A 22292-nucleotide genomic window follows, 5' to 3' on the forward strand; every position below is an offset into this window, starting at 1 on the left:
TGCGGCAGCTTCTGATTGGCAGGAAGCTAACTGGGAGGATACGCCGACATGGCCTTTTCCACAGCCTCGCGGATCGAGTCGGTGCGATCGATTTCGCTGCCCTTGTTCGCGGTTTCGGCGCTCGCGCTCCACACCGGCTGACCGCTGCCGGCGTCGAACAGATTGACCTGCACCACCACGACTTGCTCGGAATAGGTGCGCACGATCGGCACCGTGTTGTACATGCCGTAACCGCGACCATAGCGATCATAGCCACCGTATCCACCGCCGTAATAACCGTAGTCGTCCTGGACCTGACGCAAGCGGGTTTCCAGACGCAGATCGGCGCTGACCAGCAAGTCGGCCGGGCGATTGTCGTGCAACGGGCGCAAGCCGCGCTGATCCAGCGCATTGCTCACCGCTTCGGCCACTTGCGCCGAATCGGCCCAGGCCGTGCCCGGCGGCAGTTGCCCGTTGAGCCAGGCCCAACTGCGATAACGCCCATAGTCACGCGGCGGTGCCGGGTACGCGCTGCGGTCGAAGGTGGTGACCGCTTGCGGCGGCGCCGGAGGCAAGGGCCGCGATTGCGCCACGTACGGGTTGCTGCTCTGGCAAGCAGCCAAGCCCAGACACATCAGCAGTAACCCGGATTGAGCTTTCATGTCGCGCTCCGATCAGATCGGCCGGCAGATCCAGTGCAAATAGCGCCCAAGCCCGGCGAAGCTTGGGTGACGACGGTGAGCGAGCTCCATCTCGAGCAAATCGACGAGTTCGGCGCGGGCCTGGAATTCCACTGGCATGTAGTCATGGAAAACCCGGATCCCACTCTGGGTTTCGACCTGCCACAGGCCGTCGAGTTGCGTTGCCAATTCTCGTGGATCGAGCGGCTGCTGCGGAGTCAGACTCTGCTTTTCGCCGGCCATGGCGTTCTTGCGCATTTTCTTGAAATGGCCTTTGAGCAGGTTGCGGTAGATCAGCGCGTCGCGGTTGTAGAACGCCAGCGACAACCAGCCACCGGGTTTGGTCAGTTGATGCAGCACCGGCAGGATCGCGTGGGGTTCGGCGAGCCATTCCAGCACGGCGTGGCAGATCACCAGATCGTACGGTTCAGTGAGTTGGCCGAGCAGTTCCTGCCATGGTGCCTGAATGAATGTCGCGGTCTGCCCGGCTTCGGCGAAGCGCTGACGCGCGCCGTCGAGCATCGGTGCGGCCGGCTCGGTGAAAGTCACGTCGTGGCCGCGTTCGGCCAGCCACAGCGACATGTGGCCAAGACCACCGCCAATGTCGAGCACCCGCAACGGGCGATCCGGTAACGCTTCGGCCAGGTCAGCCTGCAACACCGCGAGACGGATCGCACCTTTGGCGCCACCGTAGATTTTTTCGGCGAAACGCGTCGCCAACTGATCGAAATGCCGGTCGCTCATCAGTTGAACCGCCGTTCGCTGTCGGCGAGCTTGCTGCGCACCACTTCATTCATGTCCAACCCCAGCTCGCTGCACAGCAGCAACAGATACAGCACGATGTCGCCAACTTCCTGTCCGGCATGGGCGAGTTTGTCAGCAGGTAACTGGCGCGACTGGTCTTCCGTCAGCCACTGGAAGATTTCCACCAGCTCGGACATCTCGACACTCGCCGCCATGGAAAGGTTTTTCGGGCTGTGAAATTGCCGCCAGTCATTGCGGTCGCGAATGGCGTGCAGGCGTTCGGTCAGTTCAACAAGGTTCATCGGGCTCTCCTGAAGGCGTATAGCTTCGGGGGGATACCCACCAAAGGCAAGCAGCACAGATGATCTATTGTGGGAGCGAGCCTGCTCGCGAAAGCGGTGTGTCATTCAACCCATCAGTTATCTGATCCACCGTATTCGCGAGCAGGCTCGCTCCCACACAGAATGGGTGCAAACCTTCTATCATGCAGGGAACTCGGCCACCCGCGTTGTGGCCCAAGGCTCAGCTCTTTCATCAGGATGCACACATGCAGGTAGAAAGCTTTTTCGAATGGCTCGGCCAGGCGCTCGGTTCGGTCATCCGCTTTATCGTTGATGGCCTCAGTGGTTTGTTCAACATTCTGAGCAATGCCGGCGGCAACTTTGTCGACGGGCTGGCGAAGACGCTGGGCATGGACACCTCGATCATCAGCATCATCGCGCTGATCGTCGGGCTGATGCTGTTGTGGTCGGCGATTCGCGCGTTCATGAATGCGTCGATCATTGCCGGGATTATCTGGTTGTTGCTCGGGTTGTGGTTATTGAGCTGGATTATTCATTAGGCCGTTGAAGAGCCCCTCACCCTAACCCTCTCCCGGAGGGAGAGGGGACTGACCGGGGGATATTCAAGAGCTACACCGACTTGAGCGAGTGTCAGCGAATCCATAATCGGCACATTCTCTCAGGTCGATGGATGACGCCAGACACCTCGGTCGGCTCCCTCTCCCTCTGGGAGAGGGCTGGGGTGAGGGTGGCTTCTACCGCTACAATGCCGCTCCCCCAAGGAGCCCGCATGTCCACTCTGATCGCCGACTGGCGCGACCGCCCAACTCACCGCAAGGTCTGGGCGCTCGCTGCGCCGATGATTCTTTCCAATATTTCCGTACCGCTGGTGGCGCTGGTCGACAGCACTGTCATCGGCCACCTGCCCCACGCCCATCAGTTGGGCGCGGTGGCGGTCGGCGCCAGCCTGTACACCTTTCTCGCCTGGGCCATGGGTTTCCTGCGCATGGGCACCACCGGGTTTGCCGCGCAGGCTGCGGGGCGCAGCGACGGTGCAGCATTGCGGCAGATTCTGTTGCAAGGCTTGCTGCTGGCGATGGGGCTGGCACTGGTGCTTGGCACTTTGGGTGTGCCGCTGAGTGGTGTTGCGTTGCACTTCATGCAACCGTCGGCGGAGCTGGATCAGCTCACTCGTGATTTTTTCCACACGCGCTTGTTCGGACTGCCTGCGGCGCTGGCCAGTTATGCGCTGGTCGGCTGGTTTCTCGGCACGCAAAACGCCCGGGCGCCGCTGGCGATTCTGCTGAGCACCAACCTGATCAACATCGTCCTCAATCTGTGGTTCGTCATCGGCCTGGACTGGGGCGTGGTCGGTTCGGCGCGGGCCTCGGTGATCGCCGAATGGAGTGGCGCCCTGCTTGGACTACTGCTGACCCGCAAGGCACTGCGGGCGTATCCGGGGCACATCGTCTGGGCGGCGTTGAAAATCTGGCAGAGCTGGCGCCCGTTGCTGGCGGTCAACCGCGATATCTTCATTCGCAGCCTGGCGCTGCAATCGGTGTTTTTCCTGATCACCGTACAAGGCGCGCGGCTGGGCGATTCGACGGTGGCCGCCAACGCGTTGCTGCTTAATGGCTTGCTACTCACGGCGCATGCGCTGGACGGCCTGGCCCATGCCGTCGAGGCCTTGTGCGGACACGCCATCGGTGCCCGCGATCGTCTGGCCTTGCGTCGTTCACTGGTGGTGGCCGGCGGCTGGTCGCTGATCGCCAGCCTCGGATTTGCCGCGCTGTTTTTGCTCGCCGGGCACCTGTTCATCGAGATGCAGACCGATATCCAGAGCGTACGCGACACAGCGTTCGTCTACCTGCCCTACCTCGCCGTGCTGCCATTGATTGCGGTCTGGAGTTACTTGCTTGACGGACTGTTCATTGGTGCCACCCGCGCTCGGGAAATGCGCAACGGCATGCTGATCACCGTGGTTTTGCTCCTGCCGTTCGCCTGGGCGCTGCAAGACTTGGGCAATCACGGCCTGTGGATATCTTTTCTGCTGTTCATGGTCTTGCGCAGCCTGACCCTGGGTGCCCAAGCCTGGTGGCTCAAGCGCAACGACGGCTGGTTCAGCGGCGCTGCTCACTGACTCGGCGTGCGCGCGATAAACCCGACGACCTGATCGAGCACTGGCGCCAGGCGCCGCAACGGTCGCGACAGACTGGCCACCAAGGTTATGTGGCTGGGCCGCGAGTAATACAGATCCTGCACCGGCACGCCGGCCTCGCGCAGCTTGCTGGCGAGACCGCCGGTGTTGCGCGTCGGGTTGACCAGATCATCCTTGCTCGCGGCAATCAGCAGCGCGGGTGGTGCGCCGCGACTGACATGATTGATCGGTTGCGATTGCGGCGGTGAGTCCGGCCAGAAGAACACCGGGCGCACCTCGGGATTCTTGATCGGCAGGAAGTCATAAGGCCCGGCCAGACCGATCCAGCCCCGCAAATCCTTGGGCGAAATGCCCACGGCCGCAAGCCATTCACCATCCAGCGCAAGCATCGCCGCGTTGTACCCGCCGGAGCTGTGGCCCATCAAATACAAGCGCTGCGGGTTGCCGGAAAACTCGCGAATATGCGCTTTGGTCCACGCCACCGCCCGCGCCCCGTCCTGCAGAAACAGTGGATAACGCACTTGCGGATACAAGCGGTAATCCGCCACCACCGTGACAATCCCCCGCGACGCCAGCGCTTCTCCGACAAAGTGGTAGTCGACGCGCGAACCGCTGTTCCAGCTGCCGCCATAGAAAAACACCACCACCGGCGCGCCGGACATCGGCTGATGCGGCACATATACATCGAGCTTCTGCCGCGGGTCGTCGCCATACGCGATGCCCACGGTTTTTTCGTAAGTGCTGTCCGGGGTCAGCGCATTGAGCACCTGCACCGGCGAACAACCGCTCAGCACCAGCAGCAACACGATGCCGATCACTGTGCCAATCCATTGCCGGAAAAACCGTGTCATACGCGCCGAACCTCGCCTCAGGACTGATCGCCGTGCCACTGGCGTCGTACATGGTCAAGCCGCTGCTGCTGGGTCAGCCCCACCGGCGGTGGCACCAGCACGGCACGCGGATGCAGCAAGCGTAGCCATAACCAGCCATCGAGCACGGTGCGATCGCTGAATCCCAGCGCCAGACCTTGTTGAACATGGGAGGACATCGTCGCGTAATCGGTTCCCAACGATTGGCACCAGCGCCAGATGTGTTGTTCCAGCAGGCAAGTCTGCAAGCGTTCGCGCTGGCGCCGGGTCAGACTTTCTTCGATGCTCAACGGTTCGACGGCAAGCCCCGGATTGCGCAACTGCTGCCAGCCCTGGCTGCCAATTGCGCAATCGGCCCAGGTTCCGCCGAACCAGCGCAACTGGCGGATCGGGCCGAGCCAGCGGCTCAGTTCGGTGGCGTTACAGGCGTCGAAAAAATAGCTCGCGGTCTGTCGGTTGTAATAGCTGAGCAAGGCCCGATGACTCAATCCGAACGACACTGTGAGCATGCGCTGCAAGTGTCTCAGCAACTGTTGCGCCGAGACCTCACTGCCCAGCAACAGCCCGCGCCAGGTGTTCGGATCGCTGTGACACAACGCGGCCAGCGCCGGGCAATCGCGTAACTCGATCAGCCGCGGGCCATGCTCGCTGACCGGTTCAAACTCGGTGCCATCAAACAGCTTGAAGCACCGCACGTCGGCAAAGGCCTGGCGCAATACCCGCAAGGCCTGCGGTGCATCCGTGCCATCGAGCAATAGCCACTGCGCCATGGGCTCAAACGCCACACCACTCATGTTGCGCCACTCTGTTCAAGGGCGGTGACCAGTCGACAACTGCACACTGGTTCTGCGCAGTGACTGAAACTGCCGCCGCCGGGGATCAGGCATAACAGCACCAACGGCTCACCACACGCCAGTAGTTGCTGCAGGCCTTCACTCACCAGGTTGTCGGGCAGTGTCGGGGCATTGTCGGTGTCGGTGAGGGCAAGTGGCGGTTGCAATACACCGCTGATCATCGGTTGATCCGGATCACCCTCGAAAAAGCTCACCACCACCTCGACGCCATCTCTCAGCGCCGCCATTGGCGTTTGCGCCAAGGACGGTGCGAGCGGTAGCCAACAGTGACTCGGCGCAGCGCCTTCGCCTTGATAGAGCCAATCGAATTGCACCGCCACCGGGCGCAAACGATCGGGTTGTGGCTCATCGACCTCCACCACCCAGGCTCGTTGCAGGCTGTGCATGCGCGATGGCGCTGTGGCTGATGTACACGGCACCTGCAGCGCCCCAAACAAGTGGTTGGCATAGGGACGTTCGAGGGAGGGATCGGCGCGATGTTCAATACGAGTGAGCAACCATGGGCGATTGCATTCGGCGAAAGGATGACCGGCCAATCGCAGCCAATGACCGCTGCGCAACTCCGCCAGCTCACTTTGACCTTCGGCCTGTTGCAGGCCCGATGAGCCGGCCTGCACGGTCTCTTGCAACTGCCAGTGGTGCAAGGTGCGCGCAGCGTTATGCCCATCGTCCTCGCGCTGATACCGCGCGGCACCGGCCAAGGGCAACCGCGCCGGATCATCGGCGAAAATCAGACAATGCCGGTCACGGTCGTGCTCAAAGTAATAGTGAATCCGCGCCTGCGCGCACAGGCGCTGGAGCAGTTGCAGATCGGATTCGCGGTATTGGGTGCAGAACGTTCGGGGCGCGTACTCCCCGTGTAACTCGAAGCGGCGCTGGGCACCGACGATCCCATGCTCTCTGAGCACCTGTTCGATGATCTGCGGCACCGAACGGCCACTGAAGATTCGTTGGCTGAAGCGCAGCGCCAGGCAACCCAGTTTCGGCCCCAGACGGATCCGGCTCAACCGCAGACCTTGTCCATGCTCATGCTGGACAAGGCTCTGCAATTGCCCGTGCACACCCTCCCCCGACGGCCCGAAACAGAGGAACGCCGAACGGTAAAGCAGACCGGCGAGATCCAGGTGCGGATCGTCGATCAACACATCGATCTCGAACGCAAAGGATTCGCTGAGGGCTTCGCTACCGGTAAAGGCCAGGACTTCGAAGGGGTCGGACAGGCCCGCAACATCGAGACGAAACGACGACTCGTTGACTGGTTCGAACATGGGCGGATCTCTACAGGAGGGGCGGTCGGGGATTCTCGCCGAGAGCCATGGCCGAGTAGAGAGCTGAAGTACAACTTAGGAAATGACCTACGCGAAAAGCAGACCGTATGACTTTGCTAGCCGGGAATGCCAAGCATTTCGCGAAGATCTTGGGAGATATCCCACCGGGTTATACGAATTTTCCACCACGTTCAGAAAAAATTCGGACAACCCGGCGAAATCGCCACCTGGTCTCAGGAAGACAGGTAGGAGGAACGGGTCAGGCCCAGACGCAAGGCGTCGAGGAATTGTGTGCGCTCGCTGGCACTGATACGGGCACTGGCGCACTTGTCGCGGTAGTGGGTCATCAGTTCTTCCGGCGACAAGTGCACGTAACGCAGCATGTCTTCGATAGTGTCGTGGGTCTCGATGCCCGCGTGGTACACGCTGCCATCGGCGTTCTGGTAGATGTTCACCGAGTCGGTGTCACCGAACAGGTTGTGCATGTCGCCGAGGATTTCCTGATAGGCGCCGACCAGGAATACGCCCAACAGGTAGTCTTCGCCTTCATTCAAACCGTGCACCGGCAGGCTGGTTTCGATGCTCTGCTCGTCGACGTACTGGTTGATCTTGCCGTCGGAGTCGCAGGTCAGATCCTGCAGCACCGCGCGACGCAGCGGCTCTTCGTCGAGACGGTGCAGCGGGATGATCGGCAGGACCTGGTCGATCGCCCAAGTGTCCGGCAGGCTCTGGAACACCGAGAAGTTGCAGATGTACTTGTCGGCCAGCTTGTCGTTGAGTTCGTCGAGCACTTGGCGGTGCGAACGCTGACGGGCTTTCAGCGAGTTGTGCAGGCGACGGCAGACAGCGAAGTAGCACTGCTCGGCCAAGGCTTTTTCCGCCAGGGTCAGTTTGCCGTCGGCGTACTGCGCAGCCACGTCGCTCATGTAGTGCGTGGCGCGCCAGTAGGTTTCGGTGACCATTTCGATGTCGGTCGGGCCGAGCAGGTCAACCAGCCACTGCACGGTTTCCGGCAGCGATTCCTTGTTTTCGATCTGCGGGATTTCGTCGTTGTGTTTCTCGACGTCGGTCACCTGCACCACCAGCATCGCGTGGTGCGCAGTCAGCGAACGGCCACTCTCGGAGAAGATGTGCGGATGCGGCAGGGCCTGCGCGTCGCAGAATTCCTTGAGCATGCCGACCACGACACCGGCGTAATCGTCCATGTCGTAGTTGATCGAGCTGGCGTTGCGCGAGTGGGTGCCGTCGTAGTCGACACCGAGACCGCCACCGACGTCGATGTGATCAACCGGCAGACCGAGGTTGCGCAGCTCGCCGTAGTAACGGATCGCTTCCTTGAAGCCGTGCTGGTAGTCAGCGAGGTTGGCAATCTGCGACCCCATGTGGAAGTGCAGCAGACGAATGCCTTGATCCAGGCCAGCCGCGCGGAAACGCTCGACCACCGACAGCAGTTGCGCCGCCGACAGACCAAACTTGGATTTTTCACCACCGGTATCGGCCCACTTCGACGACGCCAGCGACGACAGACGCACGCGCAGGCCGACCTGTGGCTTGACCTTCAGCGAGGCGGCTTCTTCGATCACCAGGCCAACTTCGGATTCTTTCTCGATCACGATGAACACATTGTGGCCGAGCTTTTGGCCCATCAGCGCCAGACGGATGAACTCACGGTCCTTGTAACCGTTGCAGACGATGGTGCCGCCCTTCGGCGCCAGTGCCAGCACGGCCAGCAGCTCAGGCTTGGAGCCGGCTTCCAGACCAATGGAAACGTCCTGAGTGGCGATGATGTTCTCGATCACCGCTTCTTGCTGGTTGACCTTGATCGGGTATAGCGCGGTGTACTTGCTCTGGTATTCCAGGCGCTCGATGTTCGCATCGAAAGCACCGGTCAGCTGGCGTACACGGTCTTGCAGGATGTCGGGAAAACGAACCAGCAACGGCAAGGACAAACCGCTTTTGCGCAGTTGGTCGACTTGCTCGAACAGGTCGATAGGCGAGCTGCTCGGGCCGTTCGGACGAACTTCGACGCGACCGGCGTCATTGATCGCGAAATACCCGGCCCCCCAATGGCGAATCCCGTAAACACTGCGGCTGTCCGCAACTGTCCATTGGCTGCCATCGTCTTTGCGTGTGCGTCGTACGGACATCGAAGTCCCCTATAAAGAAGTCATAGTGCGTCGCCTGATCGCAGGCCGGCGCAGTCTAAAGTATGAAAATGACGATTCGTCAGCGCGGCGGTAGACCGCGCTGACTGCGTGGAGTTTAGAAACCGGTCATGAACAGGCTCTGTGAAAACCATGGAGACGACACCGGATCTGCGATGTTTCAGACCCGGATCAAGCCGCAGATGGATTTCACAGAGGCTGCTAGCCGCCGGACTTCTTCGCTTTGAAACCGTGCTTGATCAGCTCAGCCAAGAGTAGCTCGACATGATCGCCCTGGATTTCGATGATGCCGTCTTTCAACGCCCCGCCAGTGCCGCAACGTTTCTTCAACGTTGTCGCCAATTCCTTGAGCGCGTCTTCGGCCAGTGGCACACCGGTGATGGTGGTCACCGTTTTGCCGCCACGGCCTTTGCTCTCGCGTCGCACACGGGCAATGCCATCTCCGGCCGGAATCAGGGTTTGTTTGCAGATACAGGCGTCCACCGGCTTGCTGCACTCCGGGCAATGACGACCTGCGTCGGTGGAAAATACCAAGCCACCTAAGGCGGCGAAGGATGCGGCTTTTTTGGCCACCGGCAATCCTCTTGGGAGGACAAAGACTGATCGCAACCTTGGGCAAGGTCAGCGACCGCGAAGCCCCACTCAGGCAGGGGCAGCGCTACTGCACCGGATGCTTCAATAAAAGCAGGACGGTGCAGCTTGAAAAGGTCGCGCAGTGTAACGGCAAAAAAGCGACTTGCTAAGTGCCAATCGGCGCCAATTCATGTGTTCTTTGCGACGTCGCTTTGCTGCGCCTTCAGATAGCGCTTCAACGCGGCCAGAGAGTCCGGGCAATAAGGCTTCTGCTCGATTTCCCGCATGACCTGCTCGACCGGAATAAAGCGTGCTTCGAGGACTTCTTCAGGCTGCAATGTAAGCGGGCCGTCCCACACGGCGGAAAACGCCGAACACCAAAGACGGTTGCCGGTATCTTCGAAGTAGAAATGGTCATGGGCAGTCAGCTCTACGCCGCTGACACCCAATTCCTCTTCCAGCTCACGGGCTGCCGACTCGGCGTAGCTCTCGTCTGCCTGCACCATGCCGCCTGCCGCGACGTCCCAGAAACCGGGATAAATCGCCTTGCTCAACGTGCGCCGGTGCACGCAAAGATCACCGGCGGAATTGAACAGCATGATGTACGTGCCACGGCCGATCAGCCCGCGCTCGCGCAAATCGGCGCGCACCAGAGCGCCGAGCAGGTTGTCCTGCTCGTCGACCCAGGCGATCTGTTCGGCATCCGAGGCGGCGCGATGGGCCGCCTCTTTGGCGTTCTGACTCATGAATCAGCCCTGATTGAGCAGTTGACGCAAATCGATCACAGCGGCGTTGGCACGGGAAATATAGTTGGCCATGACCAGCGAGTGGTTGGCCAGCACGCCGAAGCCGCTGCCGTTAAGAATCATAGGACTCCAGACCGGTTCCTGCGAGGCTTCCAGTTCACGGATGATCTGACGCACGCTGACCGTGGCGTTCTTCTTCGCCAGCACATCGGCGAAGTCGACTTCGATGGCGCGCAACAGGTGCGAGAGTGCCCAAGCCTGGCCACGTGCTTCGTAGAATACGTTGTCGATCTGCATCCACGGAGTCTCGACGATTTCCTCATCGACCTGCGGCACTTCGCCCACAGCCGGGGTTTCAGTTTTCAGTGCGGTGTTCAGCTTGACCCGACCGACACTGGCCGATAGGCGTTGCGACAGCGAACCCAGACGGGTACCAACATCGCCCAACCAGTTATTCAGGTTGTCAGCACGCGCATAGAACAGTGCGTTTTTCTGGCTCGGATCCGACAGGCGCGCCTGATAACGGCTCAGCGAGTTTATGCCTTCCTGATACTCGGACTCGCTGGAAGGGAGAATCCAGCTCTTGTTGTCGAAGTTGAAACGCGGCTCGGCCTTGGCCAGATCGGCATCTTCGGCCGACTGCGATTGCGAACGGGCAAAGTCTTTACGCAGAGCCCGGGTCAGGTCACGCACCTGCACCAGAACGCCGTATTCCCAGCTCGGCGTGTTGTCCATCCACAGGCCTGGCGGGAAGCGGTCATTGGAAATGTAACCGCCCGGTTTGTTGAGCAGCGTGCCGGCAACAGTCTTCAAGGTTTCGACCGTGGTGTAGCCGATCACCATCTGCTTGCCTTCTTTCTCGGCAGCCACTTGCGCGTTTTGTGCGACCGGAAACAGCGCCGGCTCCTGGCTCCAGTACCAGCCCAGGCCAATGGTCACCAGCAGATAGAGGCCGATCAGCGTCGCCAATGCGCGGCTGAACAGCACCCCGCCTACATAGCTGCGGGTGGCCGACTTGGGCTCGGCGGCACGTTCAGGCGCGCTGCCCGCGCGGTTTTTCCAGTCCAGCATGGCGATATCCTTTCAATCACTTGGGTTCAACGGTTCGACCACAACCATACAACAACGTGCCAAGGCCGGGCACCCGCGCGTAACGATAAGCCGCAAATCATGTGGGCGAATGACGCTTCGACGACGACTAAGGGAATCCCCGATGCTCGTGCCTCAGCCAATTGAATTGCAGGGTATTGAAAACCCTTGCAAAGCTTATTCATCGCGCGGATGAAAGTACGATTGACAACTCATCCATAGCGCCTTGATCAATCAGGGAGTGCCCATACCACGGGGGCTTGATCGACGACAAGGTCAAAAACAAAACCGCCCGGTCAGAAACTGAATGGTGACGCACTGCAGATTATTGACGTACGACACTCGTCTAAGGGAAAAGAGGTGCTAGCATAGAGCCACCAGTCGATCTCAGCATGCAGCCTAACTAGTAGTCAGGATATGACCGAGCCAGAAGACCCCAGCCGTGAGCGTCTCAAGCACCACTTTGCCCAGCGGGTAATTCATCAGGCACGTCAGATTCTTGAGATATGGCAGCGCCTGCAACGCAGTGAGTGGTCCACTGTCGATCTCGCCGAACTGAGCGAGGCCAATTTGCGTCTGCTGCGTTTTGCCGAGCGTTTCGAACAGCCGGAACACACCCAGCTTGCGCGCCACATCGGTCAGTCGCTGGAAGCGGTGGACGCCAATCGCGGACGCCTGAGCAGTGGTTTGATCACCGACCTCAATCGCTTGATGCAGCGCTTGTCGCGTACCGGCCTGCGCCATGGTGACCAACTCGACCAGACCTTCCTGCCGCCGTTGCGCAAACCAATCTACGTGATGCTGCAGGACTACGACCGCGCCGAGCGGCTGGCCAAGCAACTGGAGTTTTTCGGCCTGAGCGCGCAGGCGCTGGACAGTGTTTCAGCCTTTCGCTCATCAATGGTCGAGCGTCTGCCAGCAGCGATCGTCATGGACGTGGACTTCAGCGGCGCCGGCATCGGCCTGAAGCTCGCCGCCGAAGCCCAGATCGGACTGGAAGAGCCGCTGCCGCTGCTATTCTTCAGCCTGCACGAAACCGACACTCCGACCCGTCTCGCCGCCGTGCGCGCCGGTGGCCAGGAGTTCCTCACCGGCACCCTCGAAGCGTCGAGTCTGCTGGAAAAGATCGAAGTGCTCACCTGCGTTGCCCAGTACGAACCTTATAAAGTGTTGATCATCGACGACTCGCGTGCGCAGGCATTGCATACCGAACGCCTGCTCAATAGCGCCGGCATCGTCACGCGCACCTTGATCGAACCGATTCAGGCGATGGCCGAGCTGGCGGATTTCCAGCCGGACCTGATCATCCTCGACATGTACATGCCGGCCTGCACCGGTACCGAACTGGCCAAAGTGATTCGCCACAACGACCGCTATGTCAGCGTGCCAATCATTTACCTGTCGGCCGAAGACGATCTGGACAAGCAACTCGACGCCATGAGCGAGGGCGGCGATGACTTCCTGACCAAACCGATCAAGCCGCGTCACCTGATCACCACGGTGCGCAACCGCGCCGCCCGCGCGCGCAATCTGAAAGCACGGATGGTCCGCGACAGCCTCACCGGCCTGTATAACCACACGCATATTCTGCAACTGCTCGAAGACTGCTCGTTCCGCGCCCGTCGCGAGAACAAGCCATTGAGCTTTGCGATGCTCGACATCGACCACTTCAAACGGGTCAACGACAGTCACGGCCACCCGATGGGCGACCGGGTAATCAAGAGCCTCGCGCTGTTTCTCAAGCAGCGTTTACGCAAGACCGACTTCATCGGCCGTTACGGCGGCGAAGAATTCGCCATCGTCATGCCCGACACCGATATAGAAGCAGCGCACAAAGTGCTCGACGAAATCCGCCAGCGCTTCGCCGAAATCCATTACCCGGCGCAGCCGCAGGATTTGTGGTGCACCTTCAGCGCCGGTGTAGTGGAAATGCACGACGACTGCGACAGCCTGATGATGGCCAGCCAGGCCGATGAGGCGCTGTACCGCGCCAAGGGCGCCGGACGCAATCGCGTGCAGACCGCACGCGACTCAAAGCAAAGTGCCACTTTTTCATCGGATTCCACTGATTCGGTCATAACCCTGTAACAGAACCGCAATAAATTCAGGCGCTTACCATTTCTGCCGTTGGTAGCCGTCATGCGCCTGAAGTTGCTCACCAATCTCAATACGCTGCTGCTGGTCGCCGTGTGCCTCGCACTCGGCGCCACCCTGTGGTGGTCGCAAAAAGCCCTCGAACGCCCGTATCTGTTGATGGAGCGGTATTTGCGGTTGTCGCAGCAATTTCAGAATGACGTGGCGCGCAACGTCGAGGATTACCTCGCCAGCGGTGACGCCTTGCGCCTGAGCAGCGCCAGTCAGGCCATCGATAGCCTGCGCAAAGAACTCGATGAGTTGCCGCCGGCGCTGGCTGAAACGCTGCGTCCGAGCCTCTCGGGCCTGGATGAGTTCAGCAAAACCGACTTGCTCGCGGCCGGAAAACTGGCGGGTGATCCGCAGGCGTTGCTATTGCAGGCCGAGCGAGAATTGAGTGCCAGCCTCGATCAGCTCAGCACTTACGCCAACGGCAATGCGGCCTATCTGACGCCGTTGCTCGTCGCCTCTCAGCATTTGGGCAAACTGTCGCTGGCGCGGGACAAACTGGTCAGTAGCGGGCGCAGTGAACTGGCCGCCGATGTAGAACGCGAGGTCAGCAACATCCGCTCGCAGGCCCAAGCGATTGATGCCCTGCCCTTGCTCGGCGTTGTGGCCAAGGGTGAATCGGGCAGCGACGATTTCGCGGCGATGATGGGCATCGAAAACACGGAAAAAACTGTCGAAGAAGATGCTGGCGTCGGCCTCAAGCGCGAACTTAACGGCTTGCTCGGACGTTATCCGGCGGAGCTTGAGCGCACCCGCGATCAGATTCAGAAACGCACTGACCTCAGTGCCGCCACCCACCAGAAAATCGCCGCGGTGCAGCTAGCTATCGCAGGACTGGAGCCGGTGGTTCGCGCGCAGCACGGACAAATCCAAGGCGAAGTACGCTTGATGCAAGGCGTGATGATCGGTTTGATTCTGCTGATCGCGCTGTTGATCGACACCTTGCAGCGGCGACTGGCCCGTACGCTGACCAATCTCGCGCCGGCGCTGTCGAGCTGGGCCGAAGGCGATTTCAGCCGCGATATCCACTTGGGCAAGACAAACCGCGAACTGCACGACATTGAAGCCTCGCTCAACCGCTTGCGCGCCTATCTGGTGGACCTCGTCGGCACCATTCGTGGCAATGCTGAACAAGTCGCGGGCAGCAGCCGCACCCTCGCCGAACTGAGTAATGACCTGCACAGCGGCGCCGAGCATCAGGCCGGTGACACCGCATTGATTCGTGACTCACTCAGCGAACTGGAGGCAACCATTCAGCAAGTTGCCGGCGACGCGCAGCAGGCGGCAGATGCCAGCCGTCACGCTGGATTGGCCGTCGAGCATGGCCAGACCGTGATTGGCCAGAGCCTGACCGGGCTGCACGCGCTGGTTGGTGAGGTTCAGGGCAACGCGCAAATGATCGAGCATCTGGCTGAAGAGTCGGCAACCATCGGCGGCGTGTTGACGGTGATTCGCTCGATTGCCGACCAGACCAACCTGCTGGCGCTGAACGCGGCGATTGAAGCGGCACGTGCCGGGGAAATGGGTCGCGGGTTTGCCGTGGTGGCCGAGGAAGTGCGCTCACTGGCACAACGCACCGCAGGCGCGACAGCCGAGATTCAGACGCTGATCGCTGGCCTGCAAACGGCGGCGCGGCAATCGGTCGAAGGCATGCGCGCGCAAGTCGAACACGCCGAAGCCACGGCCAATCAGGCACAAGCGGCGGATGGCGCGCTGGATAAAATCGTCGGCGCGATCCAGACCATTTCCGACACGGCGATTCGCATTGCCGATGTCACTGCGCAGCAGAGTGGCGCGGTCAGCGAGATTCGCGATCACAGTGAGCGGATTCATCAATTGGGCGGGGATAATCTGGTGCGTATCGGCCGCGGACGCGAACAGGGTGAGAATCTGCTGGTGTTGGGCGGGCAATTGCATACGGCCGTTCAAGCCTTCCGCGTCTGATAGACCGCCTTCGCGAGCAGGCTCGCTCCCACATTGGAATGCATACCCCTGTGGGAGCGAGCCTGCTCGCGAAGGCGTCAGTCCAGACACCACAAGTGACCGGATCAAATCACTTGGTCACATATTTCGCGCAAACATCGGCCATCGTGCTGGCTATTGCATAGAACTGGACAGTCACAAAGTCTTTGCGGCATAGTCGCCGGGTTCTGACGAATGCTCATTGATAACAAGGACTACGCAGATGGCAACCCTACTGGTGCTGCACGGCCCCAACCTGAACCTGCTCGGCACCCGCGAACCCGGCACCTACGGTTCAACGACCCTGGCGCAGATCAATCAGGATCTGGAGCGCCGCGCCCGTGAAGCCGGCCATCATCTGCTGTATCTGCAAAGCAATGCCGAGTACGAATTGATCGACCGCATCCACGCCGCGCGCGGCGAAGGTGTCGATTTCATTCTGATCAATCCAGCAGCTTTTACGCACACAAGCGTCGCATTACGTGACGCGTTGCTGGGAGTGAGCATCCCATTCATCGAAGTGCATTTGTCCAACGTGCACAAACGCGAACCTTTCCGCCATCACTCTTACTTCTCCGATGTAGCGGTGGGAGTGATCTGCGGCCTTGGCGCCAGCGGTTACCGACTGGCCCTGGAGGCTGCACTAGAACAGCTTGAAACACAGGCAACGACTTGAACTACAAGCGTTAAGCGCCCCTGACCGACCCTTGGGAGTTGATGATTCATGGATATCCGTAAAGTTAAGAAATTGATCGAATTGCTGGAAGAGTCCGGCATCGACGAGCTCGAGATCAAGGAAGGCGAAGAGTCCGTACGCATCAGCCGTCACAGCAAGACCCCGGCTCAGCAGTACTACGCGCCAGCTCCGATGCAAGCACCGGCCGCTGCACCTGCCGCTGCTGCTCCGGTTGCTGCCGCAGCCCCGGCTGCCGCTGCTGCCCCAGCGCTGAACGGCACTGTTGCCCGTTCACCGATGGTCGGCACCTTCTACCGTAAATCTTCGCCAACCTCGCCGTCCTTCGTTGAAGTCGGCCAGACCGTGAAGAAAGGCGACACTCTGTGCATCGTCGAAGCCATGAAGATGATGAACCACATCGAAGCTGAAACCAGCGGTGTGATCGAGTCCATCCTCGTCGAAGACGGCCAGCCGGTTGAGTACGACCAACCGCTGTTCACCATCGTTTGAACTGCGGAGAGCCTTTGATGACTGCGAAGTTGGAAAAAGTTCTGATCGCTAACCGCGGTGAGATCGCCCTGCGGATTCTGCGTGCCTGCAAAGAGATGGGCATCAAGACCGTCGCCGTTTACTCCAAGGCCGACAAAGAGCTGATGCACCTGGGTCTGGCAGACGAATCCGTCTGCATCGGCCCGGCTTCTGCCGCGCACTCTTACCTGCACATCCCGGCCATCATCGCGGCAGCTGAAGTGACTGGCGCTACCGCCATTCACCCAGGCTACGGTTTCCTCGCGGAAAACGCCGATTTTGCCGAGCAGGTCGAGAACTCCGGCTTCGCCTTCATCGGCCCGAAAGCCGAAACCATTCGCCTGATGGGCGACAAGGTATCGGCCAAGCACGCGATGATCGAAGCGGGCGTACCTACCGTTCCAGGTTCTGACGGCCCGTTGCCGGAAGACGAAGAAACGGCGCTGCGCATCGGTCGTGAAGTCGGCTACCCGGTGATCATCAAAGCCGCTGGCGGCGGTGGTGGTCGCGGCATGCGTGTGGTGCACAAGGAAGAAGACCTGATCGCCTTCGCCAAACTGACCCGCACCGAAGCAGGCGCGGCGTTCGGCAACCCGATGGTGTATCTGGAAAAATTCCTCACCAACCCGCGCCACGTGGAAGTTCAGGTTCTGTCCGACGGTCAGGGTCACGCGATCCATCTGGGCGACCGCGATTGCTCGCTGCAACGTCGTCACCAGAAGGTTCTCGAAGAAGCGCCAGCACCGGGCATCGACGAGAAAGCGCGCGAAGAAGTACTGGCTCGTTGCGTCAAGGCGTGCATCGACATCGGTTACCGTGGCGCCGGTACTTTCGAGTTCCTGTACGAGAACGGTCGTTTCTACTTCATCGAAATGAACACCCGTGTTCAGGTGGAGCACCCGGTTTCGGAAATGGTCACCGGTATCGACATCGTCAAGGAGATGCTCAGCATCGCCGCTGGCAACAAGCTGTCGTTCACGCAGGATGACGTGGTAATCCGCGGTCATTCGCTGGAATGCCGGATCAACGCTGAAGACCCGAAAACCTTCATGCCGAGCCCGGGTACGGTCAAGCATTTCCACGCGCCAGGCGGCAACGGCGTTCGCGTCGATTCGCACCTGTACAGCGGTTATGCGGTTCCACCGAACTACGACTCGCTGATCGGCAAGCTGATCACTTACGGCGCGACCCGCGACGAAGCCATGGCTCGCATGCGCAATGCCCTGGACGAAATCGTGGTGGACGGGATCAAGACCAACATCCCGCTGCATCGTGATCTGGTTCGTGACGAAGGCTTCTGCAAGGGTGGCGTGAACATTCACTACCTCGAGCACAAGCTGGCTGGCGAGAAGCACTAAGCTTCAGCCCGCACCAGACAAAGCCGCCTTCGGGCGGCTTTGTTGTTTCTGCGGGTTTCATACTGTCATTTTTTAACATTACTGGCAGGCAGTAGCCTGTGCAGGCTGCCTATAATCGCGGCCTTGCCAGCACCGTGCTGACGAAAGGAGAGTCAGCCCATGCCTCAAAAACTCCCCATCAATCTCAACGATTTATTGCGTCAGCGCACGGTCGAAAGTGAGCGCATCGAGTACAAAAGAGGCTGGAATCCTGACCCGATCATTCGCACGCTCTGCGCATTCGCCAATGATTTCGAAAACCTAGGTGGTGGTTATATCGTCATTGGTCAGGAGTGTGATGAGCACGGCGTACCGTTCTTTCCTCCGCAAGGCATTGCCGATCAAGACATCGACAAGATTCAACTCGAACTGTTAGCTGCATGCCAATCTATTCGACCTGCCTACTTCCCGGTATTGAGTGTGGAAGAAGTCGAGTCCCGCAAGCTCATCGTACTGTGGGCCCCAGGCGGACAAAACCGCCCCTACAAAGCCCCCGCCGCAGTAACCGCCAAACATCGAAGCCTGCACTATTACATCCGTCGCTACAGCAGCACCGTCGAAGCAAAAGGTGAAATCGAACACGAGCTCTTGAGCCTTGCCGCCAAAGTCCCGTTTGATGATCGCTTCAACCTTGGCGCTCGCGTCACTGATCTTTCCAAACCGTTGATGCAAGGCTTTCTGCAGGAGATTGGCAGCGCCCTCGCCGAGGACGCAGATGATGTATCCACTGAAGCACTCGGCCGGCAAATGAACATTGTGGGCGGCCCAACGGAATCACCGTGGCCAAAAAATGTAGGACTGATGTTTTTCAATGACTCGCCCCATCACTTTTTTCCCGGCACACAAATCGATGTCCTATGGTTCCCGGAAGGAAGCGACGGTGATCGCTTTGATGAAAAGGTCTTCAAAGGCCCACTCGCCTCAATCACTCGCGAAGCCTTGGCCTATATTCAGCGCAACTTTCTGCATGAAACGGTCATCAAGCATGCAGACCGAGCAGAGGCCACTCGCGTATGGAATTTCCCGTTCACGGCGATTGAGGAAGCACTGGTCAATGCGGTTTACCACCGTTCATATGAGGAACGGGAGCCTATTGAGGTGCGCATCAGTCAGACAGAGCTAGTGATTCTGAGCTTTCCGGGGCCAGACCGTTCGATACGAATGGAAGACCTGCGGCTGGGGCGAGCGGTAAGTCGTCGTTATCGTAACCGGCGAATCGGCGAGTTTCTCAAAGAGCTGGATTTGACCGAGGGCCGGTCGACGGGAATACCCAAAATACTTAAGGTCATGACCAATAACGGCTCACCTCCTCCACTCTTTGAAACCGATGACGAGCGCATTTCCTATGTTGTTCGACTGCCTGCCCACCCGCAGACAATCAAAGCAAAAAGCGCGGCTGGACACTCCACCATGGAAGTCGCCATGGAAGTCACCATGGAAGTCGCTGCATTACTGAAAGTGGTTTCCGGTGAAATGAGCAGACGAGAACTGCAAGACGCCATGCATTTGAAAAATGCCGACCACTTCCGCAAGGCATACATTCTGCCGGCCCTCGCTGCTGATGCCTTGGAGATGACGGTTCCCGAACAGCCAAACAGCCGACTACAACGCTATCGCCTGACGACCAAAGGCCAGCAATGGCTCAACGTCAATGAACAATTCAGAAACGACATAAATCCCCTGTAGGAGCTGCCGAAGGCTGCGATCTTTTGATCTTCAACCATGTTCGTGTTCTGCGCCGCGCTCGCGTAAACTTGCGCGCTTCTCGCCGGCCGCTAGGCTGCAATCAATATTTTTCAAAGGTGCCCGCCATGCCTTGGCTGCAAGTACGTCTCGCCATCAGCCCGGAACAAGCCGAAACCTACGAAGACGCTTTCCTTGAAGTGGGCGCCGTATCGGTGACCTTCATGGACGCCGAAGACCAGCCGATCTTCGAGCCGGAACTCAACACCACCCCGCTGTGGGCGCACACGCATCTGTTGGCGCTGTTCGAAGGCGGCACGGAACCAGCACCGGTTCTGGCCCATCTGGAACTGCTGACCGGCAGCCCGCTGCCCGAGCATCACAGCGAAGTCATCGAAGATCAGGACTGGGAACGCAGCTGGATGGACGGTTTCGAGCCGATGCGTTTCGGCCAGCGCCTGTGGATCGTGCCGAGCTGGCACGCCGCGCCGGAGCCCGACGCAGTCAATCTGCTGCTGGATCCGGGTCTGGCGTTCGGCACCGGCACCCACCCGACTACCGCACTGTGCCTGGAATGGCTCGACGGTCAGGACCTGAAAGATTGCAACGTGCTGGATTTCGGTTGCGGCTCGGGGATCCTGGCGATTGCCGCCCTGCTGCTCGGCGCCAAGGAAGCGGTCGGCACCGACATCGATGTGCAGGCGCTGGAAGCCTCGCGCGACAACGCCGGGCGCAACAACATTGCCGACGAACTGTTCCCGCTGTACCTGCCGGAAGATCTGCCGCAGGTTCAAGCCGACGTGCTGGTCGCCAACATTCTTGCCGGCCCGCTGGTTTCGCTGGCGCCGCAACTGTCCGGGCTAGTCAGGTCCGGTGGGCGTCTGGCGCTGTCGGGCATCCTTGCCGAACAAGGTGATGAAGTCGCTGCCGCTTATGCCCAGGACTTTGATCTCGACCCGATCGCCAATCGCGATGGCTGGGTGCGCATCACCGGCCGTCGGCGCTAATATGTCCGCCTGCATAAACCGGATCGCCGCATGACCGACAGTTTCGTCACCCAGTGCCCGCACTGCCAAACCAGTTTTCGTGTCAGCCATGCTCAATTGAGCGTGGCCCGCGGGGTGGTTCGCTGCGGCTCCTGCCTGCAAGTGTTCAACGCCGCCAAACAGCTGCTGGAACAACATGCAGGCAAGGACGCGGTGACGCCGGTTGCGCCGCCGCTCGCCGAACTGCCTGTCGAGGCGGCGTCGAGCATTGCAGCGCCGCCAGTTGTCGAGCCACCAGCCATGGAGCCTGCGGCACCGCGCGCCATCAGCCAAAAGCAGTGGAGCGCCTCGGCGCTTGATCTCGACAGCCTCGATCTGGATGAAGAACTGGCCCGTCTCGAACAACGGGAAATCCAGCCCGCCACCGAACTCGGACGCGCGCGCGAAGACTCCCTGAGTGCCCGTCGCGACAGCCCGGAGCCGGATGACGCGGCATGGCCGGGCAGTCTGTTCAGCGAGCCTGCCGACGAGCGGCTGCCTGAGCCGGAAGACGAGCCGCAGATCGACGACATTGAACCGGTCAAATCCGAGCGCACCGAGCCTTCGCTGTCGCTGGAACCGGTGGATCTGGATGACGAGCCAGCGATCCCGCATCTGCGCCTGCACGACCCGATCGACCCAAATGCCCGCCGCGAACGCTTGTCGGCCAATGACAAACCCGATGACGATGATTTGCCATCGATTGAGCCGCTGCGCAAAAAACGCGAGCGCGCAGAACCCGGCGTACGCGCCGAAGTCCTGCAGGACCTGACCGACGACCCGCTGCAACTGGACTGGCAGAAACGCCGCTCGCCGTGGGGTCGTCGCTTGCTTTGGCTGGTGTTGGTCTTGCTGGCGGCAGGTGGGCTGGCTGCGCAGTACATCTCTTATCACTTCGATGAACTGGCGCGCCAGGATCAATACCGCCCGTGGTTTCAGCAAATCTGCCCGCAGATCGGCTGCACGGTGCCGTCCAAAGTCGATATCGCCCGAATCAAGAGCAGCAATCTGGTGGTGCGCAGCCACCCGGAGTTCAACGGCGCGCTGGTGGTCGATGCGATCATTTACAACCGTGCGACGTTCTCTCAGCCGTTTCCATTACTGGAACTGCGCTTCGCCGACCTCAACGGCCACCTGATTGCCAGTCGTCGCTTCAAACCCGGCGAATACCTGAGAGGAGACCTCGAAGGTCTGGCGGAAATGCCGCCGCAGACGCCGATCCACATCGCGCTGGATATTCTCGATCCAGGCCCCAAAGCGGTGAATTACAGCCTGAGTTTCCACTCGCCCGAGTGAATGCCTGCGTCGCTTTCGAATTGACGGCGGTTTTCTGACTTTGCTACCCACAACCAAACCGGTGGCGATAACAGAATAACTGTTCAGATTTTGTTCAATTCAGCCTTTATCCAGTCATCGAGAGCGGGTATCATGCCAACCCTTTTTCGAACTCTCATGATCCGGCCCCACCTCAGG

General features: G+C 59.9%; 20 protein-coding genes. 10 read left to right on the top strand and 10 right to left on the bottom strand.

The window, feature by feature from the left end:
• Nucleotides 1-26: 26 nt before the first annotated feature.
• Genes ACI514_RS22115 through ACI514_RS22125 form a run of 3 tightly spaced genes read right to left on the bottom strand, consistent with a single transcriptional unit; the run spans nucleotide 27 to nucleotide 1705 of the window.
• Nucleotides 27-641 carry a DUF4136 domain-containing protein gene (locus tag ACI514_RS22115; RefSeq protein WP_160055494.1) on the bottom strand — a complete coding sequence of 205 codons (615 nt, stop codon included), beginning with the start codon at nucleotides 639-641 and terminating at the stop codon, nucleotides 27-29.
• A 12-nt stretch (nucleotides 642-653) separates the two neighbouring features.
• Nucleotides 654-1403 carry a methyltransferase gene (locus tag ACI514_RS22120; RefSeq protein ID WP_160055492.1) on the bottom strand — a complete coding sequence of 250 codons (750 nt, stop codon included), beginning with the start codon at nucleotides 1401-1403 and terminating at the stop codon, nucleotides 654-656.
• On the bottom strand, nucleotides 1403-1705 hold the full coding sequence (locus tag ACI514_RS22125) for a MazG-like family protein (protein ID WP_160055490.1): 303 nt from the start codon (nucleotides 1703-1705) through the stop codon (nucleotides 1403-1405). Before ACI514_RS22125 ends, ACI514_RS22120 begins: the two co-directional genes overlap by 1 nt.
• A gap of 245 nt (nucleotides 1706-1950) precedes the next feature.
• Here ACI514_RS22125 and ACI514_RS22130 point away from each other — a divergent pair, with 245 nt between their 5' ends.
• Together ACI514_RS22130 and ACI514_RS22135 are read left to right on the top strand one after the other, a co-directional pair.
• Complete coding sequence (locus ACI514_RS22130; RefSeq protein ID WP_007914623.1) at nucleotides 1951-2244, top strand: hypothetical protein; 294 nt, start codon at nucleotides 1951-1953, stop codon at nucleotides 2242-2244.
• 230 nt (nucleotides 2245-2474) lie between these two features.
• Complete coding sequence (locus tag ACI514_RS22135; protein ID WP_160055488.1) at nucleotides 2475-3824, top strand: MATE family efflux transporter; 1350 nt, start codon at nucleotides 2475-2477, stop codon at nucleotides 3822-3824.
• Here the strand turns inward: ACI514_RS22135 and ACI514_RS22140 are convergent.
• The 7 genes from ACI514_RS22140 to ACI514_RS22170 all read right to left on the bottom strand — a co-directional run bounded on the left by ACI514_RS22140 (nucleotide 3818) and on the right by ACI514_RS22170 (nucleotide 11388).
• The gene (locus ACI514_RS22140; protein ID WP_160055486.1) at nucleotides 3818-4693 is read right to left on the bottom strand and encodes an alpha/beta hydrolase; all 876 of its coding nucleotides are present in this window, start codon (nucleotides 4691-4693) and stop codon (nucleotides 3818-3820) included. The genes ACI514_RS22135 and ACI514_RS22140 overlap by 7 nt on opposite strands.
• A gap of 17 nt (nucleotides 4694-4710) precedes the next feature.
• Nucleotides 4711-5505 carry a DUF4123 domain-containing protein gene (locus ACI514_RS22145; protein ID WP_160055484.1) on the bottom strand — a complete coding sequence of 265 codons (795 nt, stop codon included), beginning with the start codon at nucleotides 5503-5505 and terminating at the stop codon, nucleotides 4711-4713.
• Nucleotides 5502-6833: a type VI secretion system Vgr family protein gene (locus tag ACI514_RS22150; RefSeq protein ID WP_405122386.1), complete on the bottom strand. Its 1332-nt coding sequence runs from the start codon at nucleotides 6831-6833 to the stop codon at nucleotides 5502-5504. The genes ACI514_RS22145 and ACI514_RS22150 overlap by 4 nt, the downstream gene beginning before the upstream one ends.
• Nucleotides 6834-7066: 233 nt before the next feature.
• Nucleotides 7067-8980: an arginine decarboxylase gene (speA, locus tag ACI514_RS22155; protein WP_034151560.1), complete on the bottom strand. Its 1914-nt coding sequence runs from the start codon at nucleotides 8978-8980 to the stop codon at nucleotides 7067-7069.
• 219 nt (nucleotides 8981-9199) lie between these two features.
• The gene (locus ACI514_RS22160; protein ID WP_402810798.1) at nucleotides 9200-9571 is read right to left on the bottom strand and encodes a translation initiation factor Sui1; all 372 of its coding nucleotides are present in this window, start codon (nucleotides 9569-9571) and stop codon (nucleotides 9200-9202) included.
• A 188-nt stretch (nucleotides 9572-9759) separates the two neighbouring features.
• Nucleotides 9760-10317 (bottom strand): NUDIX hydrolase, encoded by a 558-nt coding sequence (locus ACI514_RS22165; RefSeq protein WP_160055478.1) that lies wholly within the window; start codon nucleotides 10315-10317, stop codon nucleotides 9760-9762.
• A 3-nt stretch (nucleotides 10318-10320) separates the two neighbouring features.
• Entirely contained in the window at nucleotides 10321-11388 is a 1068-nt protein-coding gene (locus tag ACI514_RS22170; RefSeq protein WP_160055476.1) for a DUF2333 family protein, read from the bottom strand.
• 435 nt (nucleotides 11389-11823) lie between these two features.
• Here ACI514_RS22170 and gcbA point away from each other — a divergent pair, with 435 nt between their 5' ends.
• The 8 genes from gcbA (at nucleotide 11824) to ACI514_RS22210 (ending at nucleotide 22115) form a co-directional block, all read left to right on the top strand.
• Entirely contained in the window at nucleotides 11824-13494 is a 1671-nt protein-coding gene (gcbA, locus tag ACI514_RS22175) for a diguanylate cyclase GcbA (protein ID WP_160055474.1), read from the top strand.
• Nucleotides 13495-14448: 954 nt separating this feature from the next.
• Nucleotides 14449-15492, top strand: coding sequence for a methyl-accepting chemotaxis protein (locus tag ACI514_RS22180; protein ID WP_405124241.1), 1044 nt, complete (start codon nucleotides 14449-14451; stop codon nucleotides 15490-15492).
• A 241-nt stretch (nucleotides 15493-15733) separates the two neighbouring features.
• Nucleotides 15734-16186, top strand: coding sequence for a type II 3-dehydroquinate dehydratase (aroQ, locus tag ACI514_RS22185; RefSeq protein ID WP_007914604.1), 453 nt, complete (start codon nucleotides 15734-15736; stop codon nucleotides 16184-16186).
• A gap of 48 nt (nucleotides 16187-16234) precedes the next feature.
• Nucleotides 16235-16696: an acetyl-CoA carboxylase biotin carboxyl carrier protein gene (gene accB / locus ACI514_RS22190; RefSeq protein ID WP_160055470.1), complete on the top strand. Its 462-nt coding sequence runs from the start codon at nucleotides 16235-16237 to the stop codon at nucleotides 16694-16696.
• 17 nt (nucleotides 16697-16713) lie between these two features.
• Nucleotides 16714-18072 (top strand): acetyl-CoA carboxylase biotin carboxylase subunit, encoded by a 1359-nt coding sequence (gene accC, locus ACI514_RS22195; RefSeq protein ID WP_007914602.1) that lies wholly within the window; start codon nucleotides 16714-16716, stop codon nucleotides 18070-18072.
• A gap of 159 nt (nucleotides 18073-18231) precedes the next feature.
• The gene (locus ACI514_RS22200) at nucleotides 18232-19797 is read left to right on the top strand and encodes a Fic family protein (RefSeq protein WP_405122387.1); all 1566 of its coding nucleotides are present in this window, start codon (nucleotides 18232-18234) and stop codon (nucleotides 19795-19797) included.
• Between the two features lie 125 nt (nucleotides 19798-19922).
• Nucleotides 19923-20801, top strand: coding sequence for a 50S ribosomal protein L11 methyltransferase (gene prmA, locus ACI514_RS22205; RefSeq protein WP_038360553.1), 879 nt, complete (start codon nucleotides 19923-19925; stop codon nucleotides 20799-20801).
• A 30-nt stretch (nucleotides 20802-20831) separates the two neighbouring features.
• A complete protein-coding gene (locus tag ACI514_RS22210) occupies nucleotides 20832-22115 on the top strand; it encodes a DUF3426 domain-containing protein (protein WP_405122388.1) in 1284 nt (427 codons plus the stop codon).
• Nucleotides 22116-22292: the final 177 nt, after the last annotated feature.

The organism is Pseudomonas sp. M20 (genome assembly GCF_045037865.1).
Classification (GTDB): Bacteria; Pseudomonadota; Gammaproteobacteria; order Pseudomonadales; family Pseudomonadaceae; genus Aquipseudomonas.

Excerpts from the sequence above, each read along its gene's own strand:
- ACI514_RS22115 (WP_160055494.1), bottom strand. The coding sequence starts at position 641 with ATGAAAGCTCAATCCGGGTTACTGCTGATGTGTCTGGGCTTGGCTGCT.
- ACI514_RS22120 (WP_160055492.1), bottom strand. The coding sequence starts at position 1,403 with ATGAGCGACCGGCATTTCGATCAGTTGGCGACGCGTTTCGCCGAAAAA.
- ACI514_RS22125 (WP_160055490.1), bottom strand. The coding sequence starts at position 1,705 with ATGAACCTTGTTGAACTGACCGAACGCCTGCACGCCATTCGCGACCGC.
- ACI514_RS22130 (WP_007914623.1), top strand. The coding sequence starts at position 1,951 with ATGCAGGTAGAAAGCTTTTTCGAATGGCTCGGCCAGGCGCTCGGTTCG.
- ACI514_RS22135 (WP_160055488.1), top strand. The coding sequence starts at position 2,475 with ATGTCCACTCTGATCGCCGACTGGCGCGACCGCCCAACTCACCGCAAG.
- ACI514_RS22140 (WP_160055486.1), bottom strand. The coding sequence starts at position 4,693 with ATGACACGGTTTTTCCGGCAATGGATTGGCACAGTGATCGGCATCGTG.
- ACI514_RS22145 (WP_160055484.1), bottom strand. The coding sequence starts at position 5,505 with ATGAGTGGTGTGGCGTTTGAGCCCATGGCGCAGTGGCTATTGCTCGAT.
- ACI514_RS22150 (WP_405122386.1), bottom strand. The coding sequence starts at position 6,833 with ATGTTCGAACCAGTCAACGAGTCGTCGTTTCGTCTCGATGTTGCGGGC.
- speA (WP_034151560.1), bottom strand. The coding sequence starts at position 8,980 with ATGTCCGTACGACGCACACGCAAAGACGATGGCAGCCAATGGACAGTT.
- ACI514_RS22165 (WP_160055478.1), bottom strand. The coding sequence starts at position 10,317 with ATGAGTCAGAACGCCAAAGAGGCGGCCCATCGCGCCGCCTCGGATGCC.
- ACI514_RS22170 (WP_160055476.1), bottom strand. The coding sequence starts at position 11,388 with ATGCTGGACTGGAAAAACCGCGCGGGCAGCGCGCCTGAACGTGCCGCC.
- gcbA (WP_160055474.1), top strand. The coding sequence starts at position 11,824 with ATGACCGAGCCAGAAGACCCCAGCCGTGAGCGTCTCAAGCACCACTTT.
- ACI514_RS22180 (WP_405124241.1), top strand. The coding sequence starts at position 14,449 with ATGATCGGTTTGATTCTGCTGATCGCGCTGTTGATCGACACCTTGCAG.
- aroQ (WP_007914604.1), top strand. The coding sequence starts at position 15,734 with ATGGCAACCCTACTGGTGCTGCACGGCCCCAACCTGAACCTGCTCGGC.
- accB (WP_160055470.1), top strand. The coding sequence starts at position 16,235 with ATGGATATCCGTAAAGTTAAGAAATTGATCGAATTGCTGGAAGAGTCC.
- accC (WP_007914602.1), top strand. The coding sequence starts at position 16,714 with ATGACTGCGAAGTTGGAAAAAGTTCTGATCGCTAACCGCGGTGAGATC.
- ACI514_RS22200 (WP_405122387.1), top strand. The coding sequence starts at position 18,232 with ATGCCTCAAAAACTCCCCATCAATCTCAACGATTTATTGCGTCAGCGC.
- prmA (WP_038360553.1), top strand. The coding sequence starts at position 19,923 with ATGCCTTGGCTGCAAGTACGTCTCGCCATCAGCCCGGAACAAGCCGAA.
- ACI514_RS22210 (WP_405122388.1), top strand. The coding sequence starts at position 20,832 with ATGACCGACAGTTTCGTCACCCAGTGCCCGCACTGCCAAACCAGTTTT.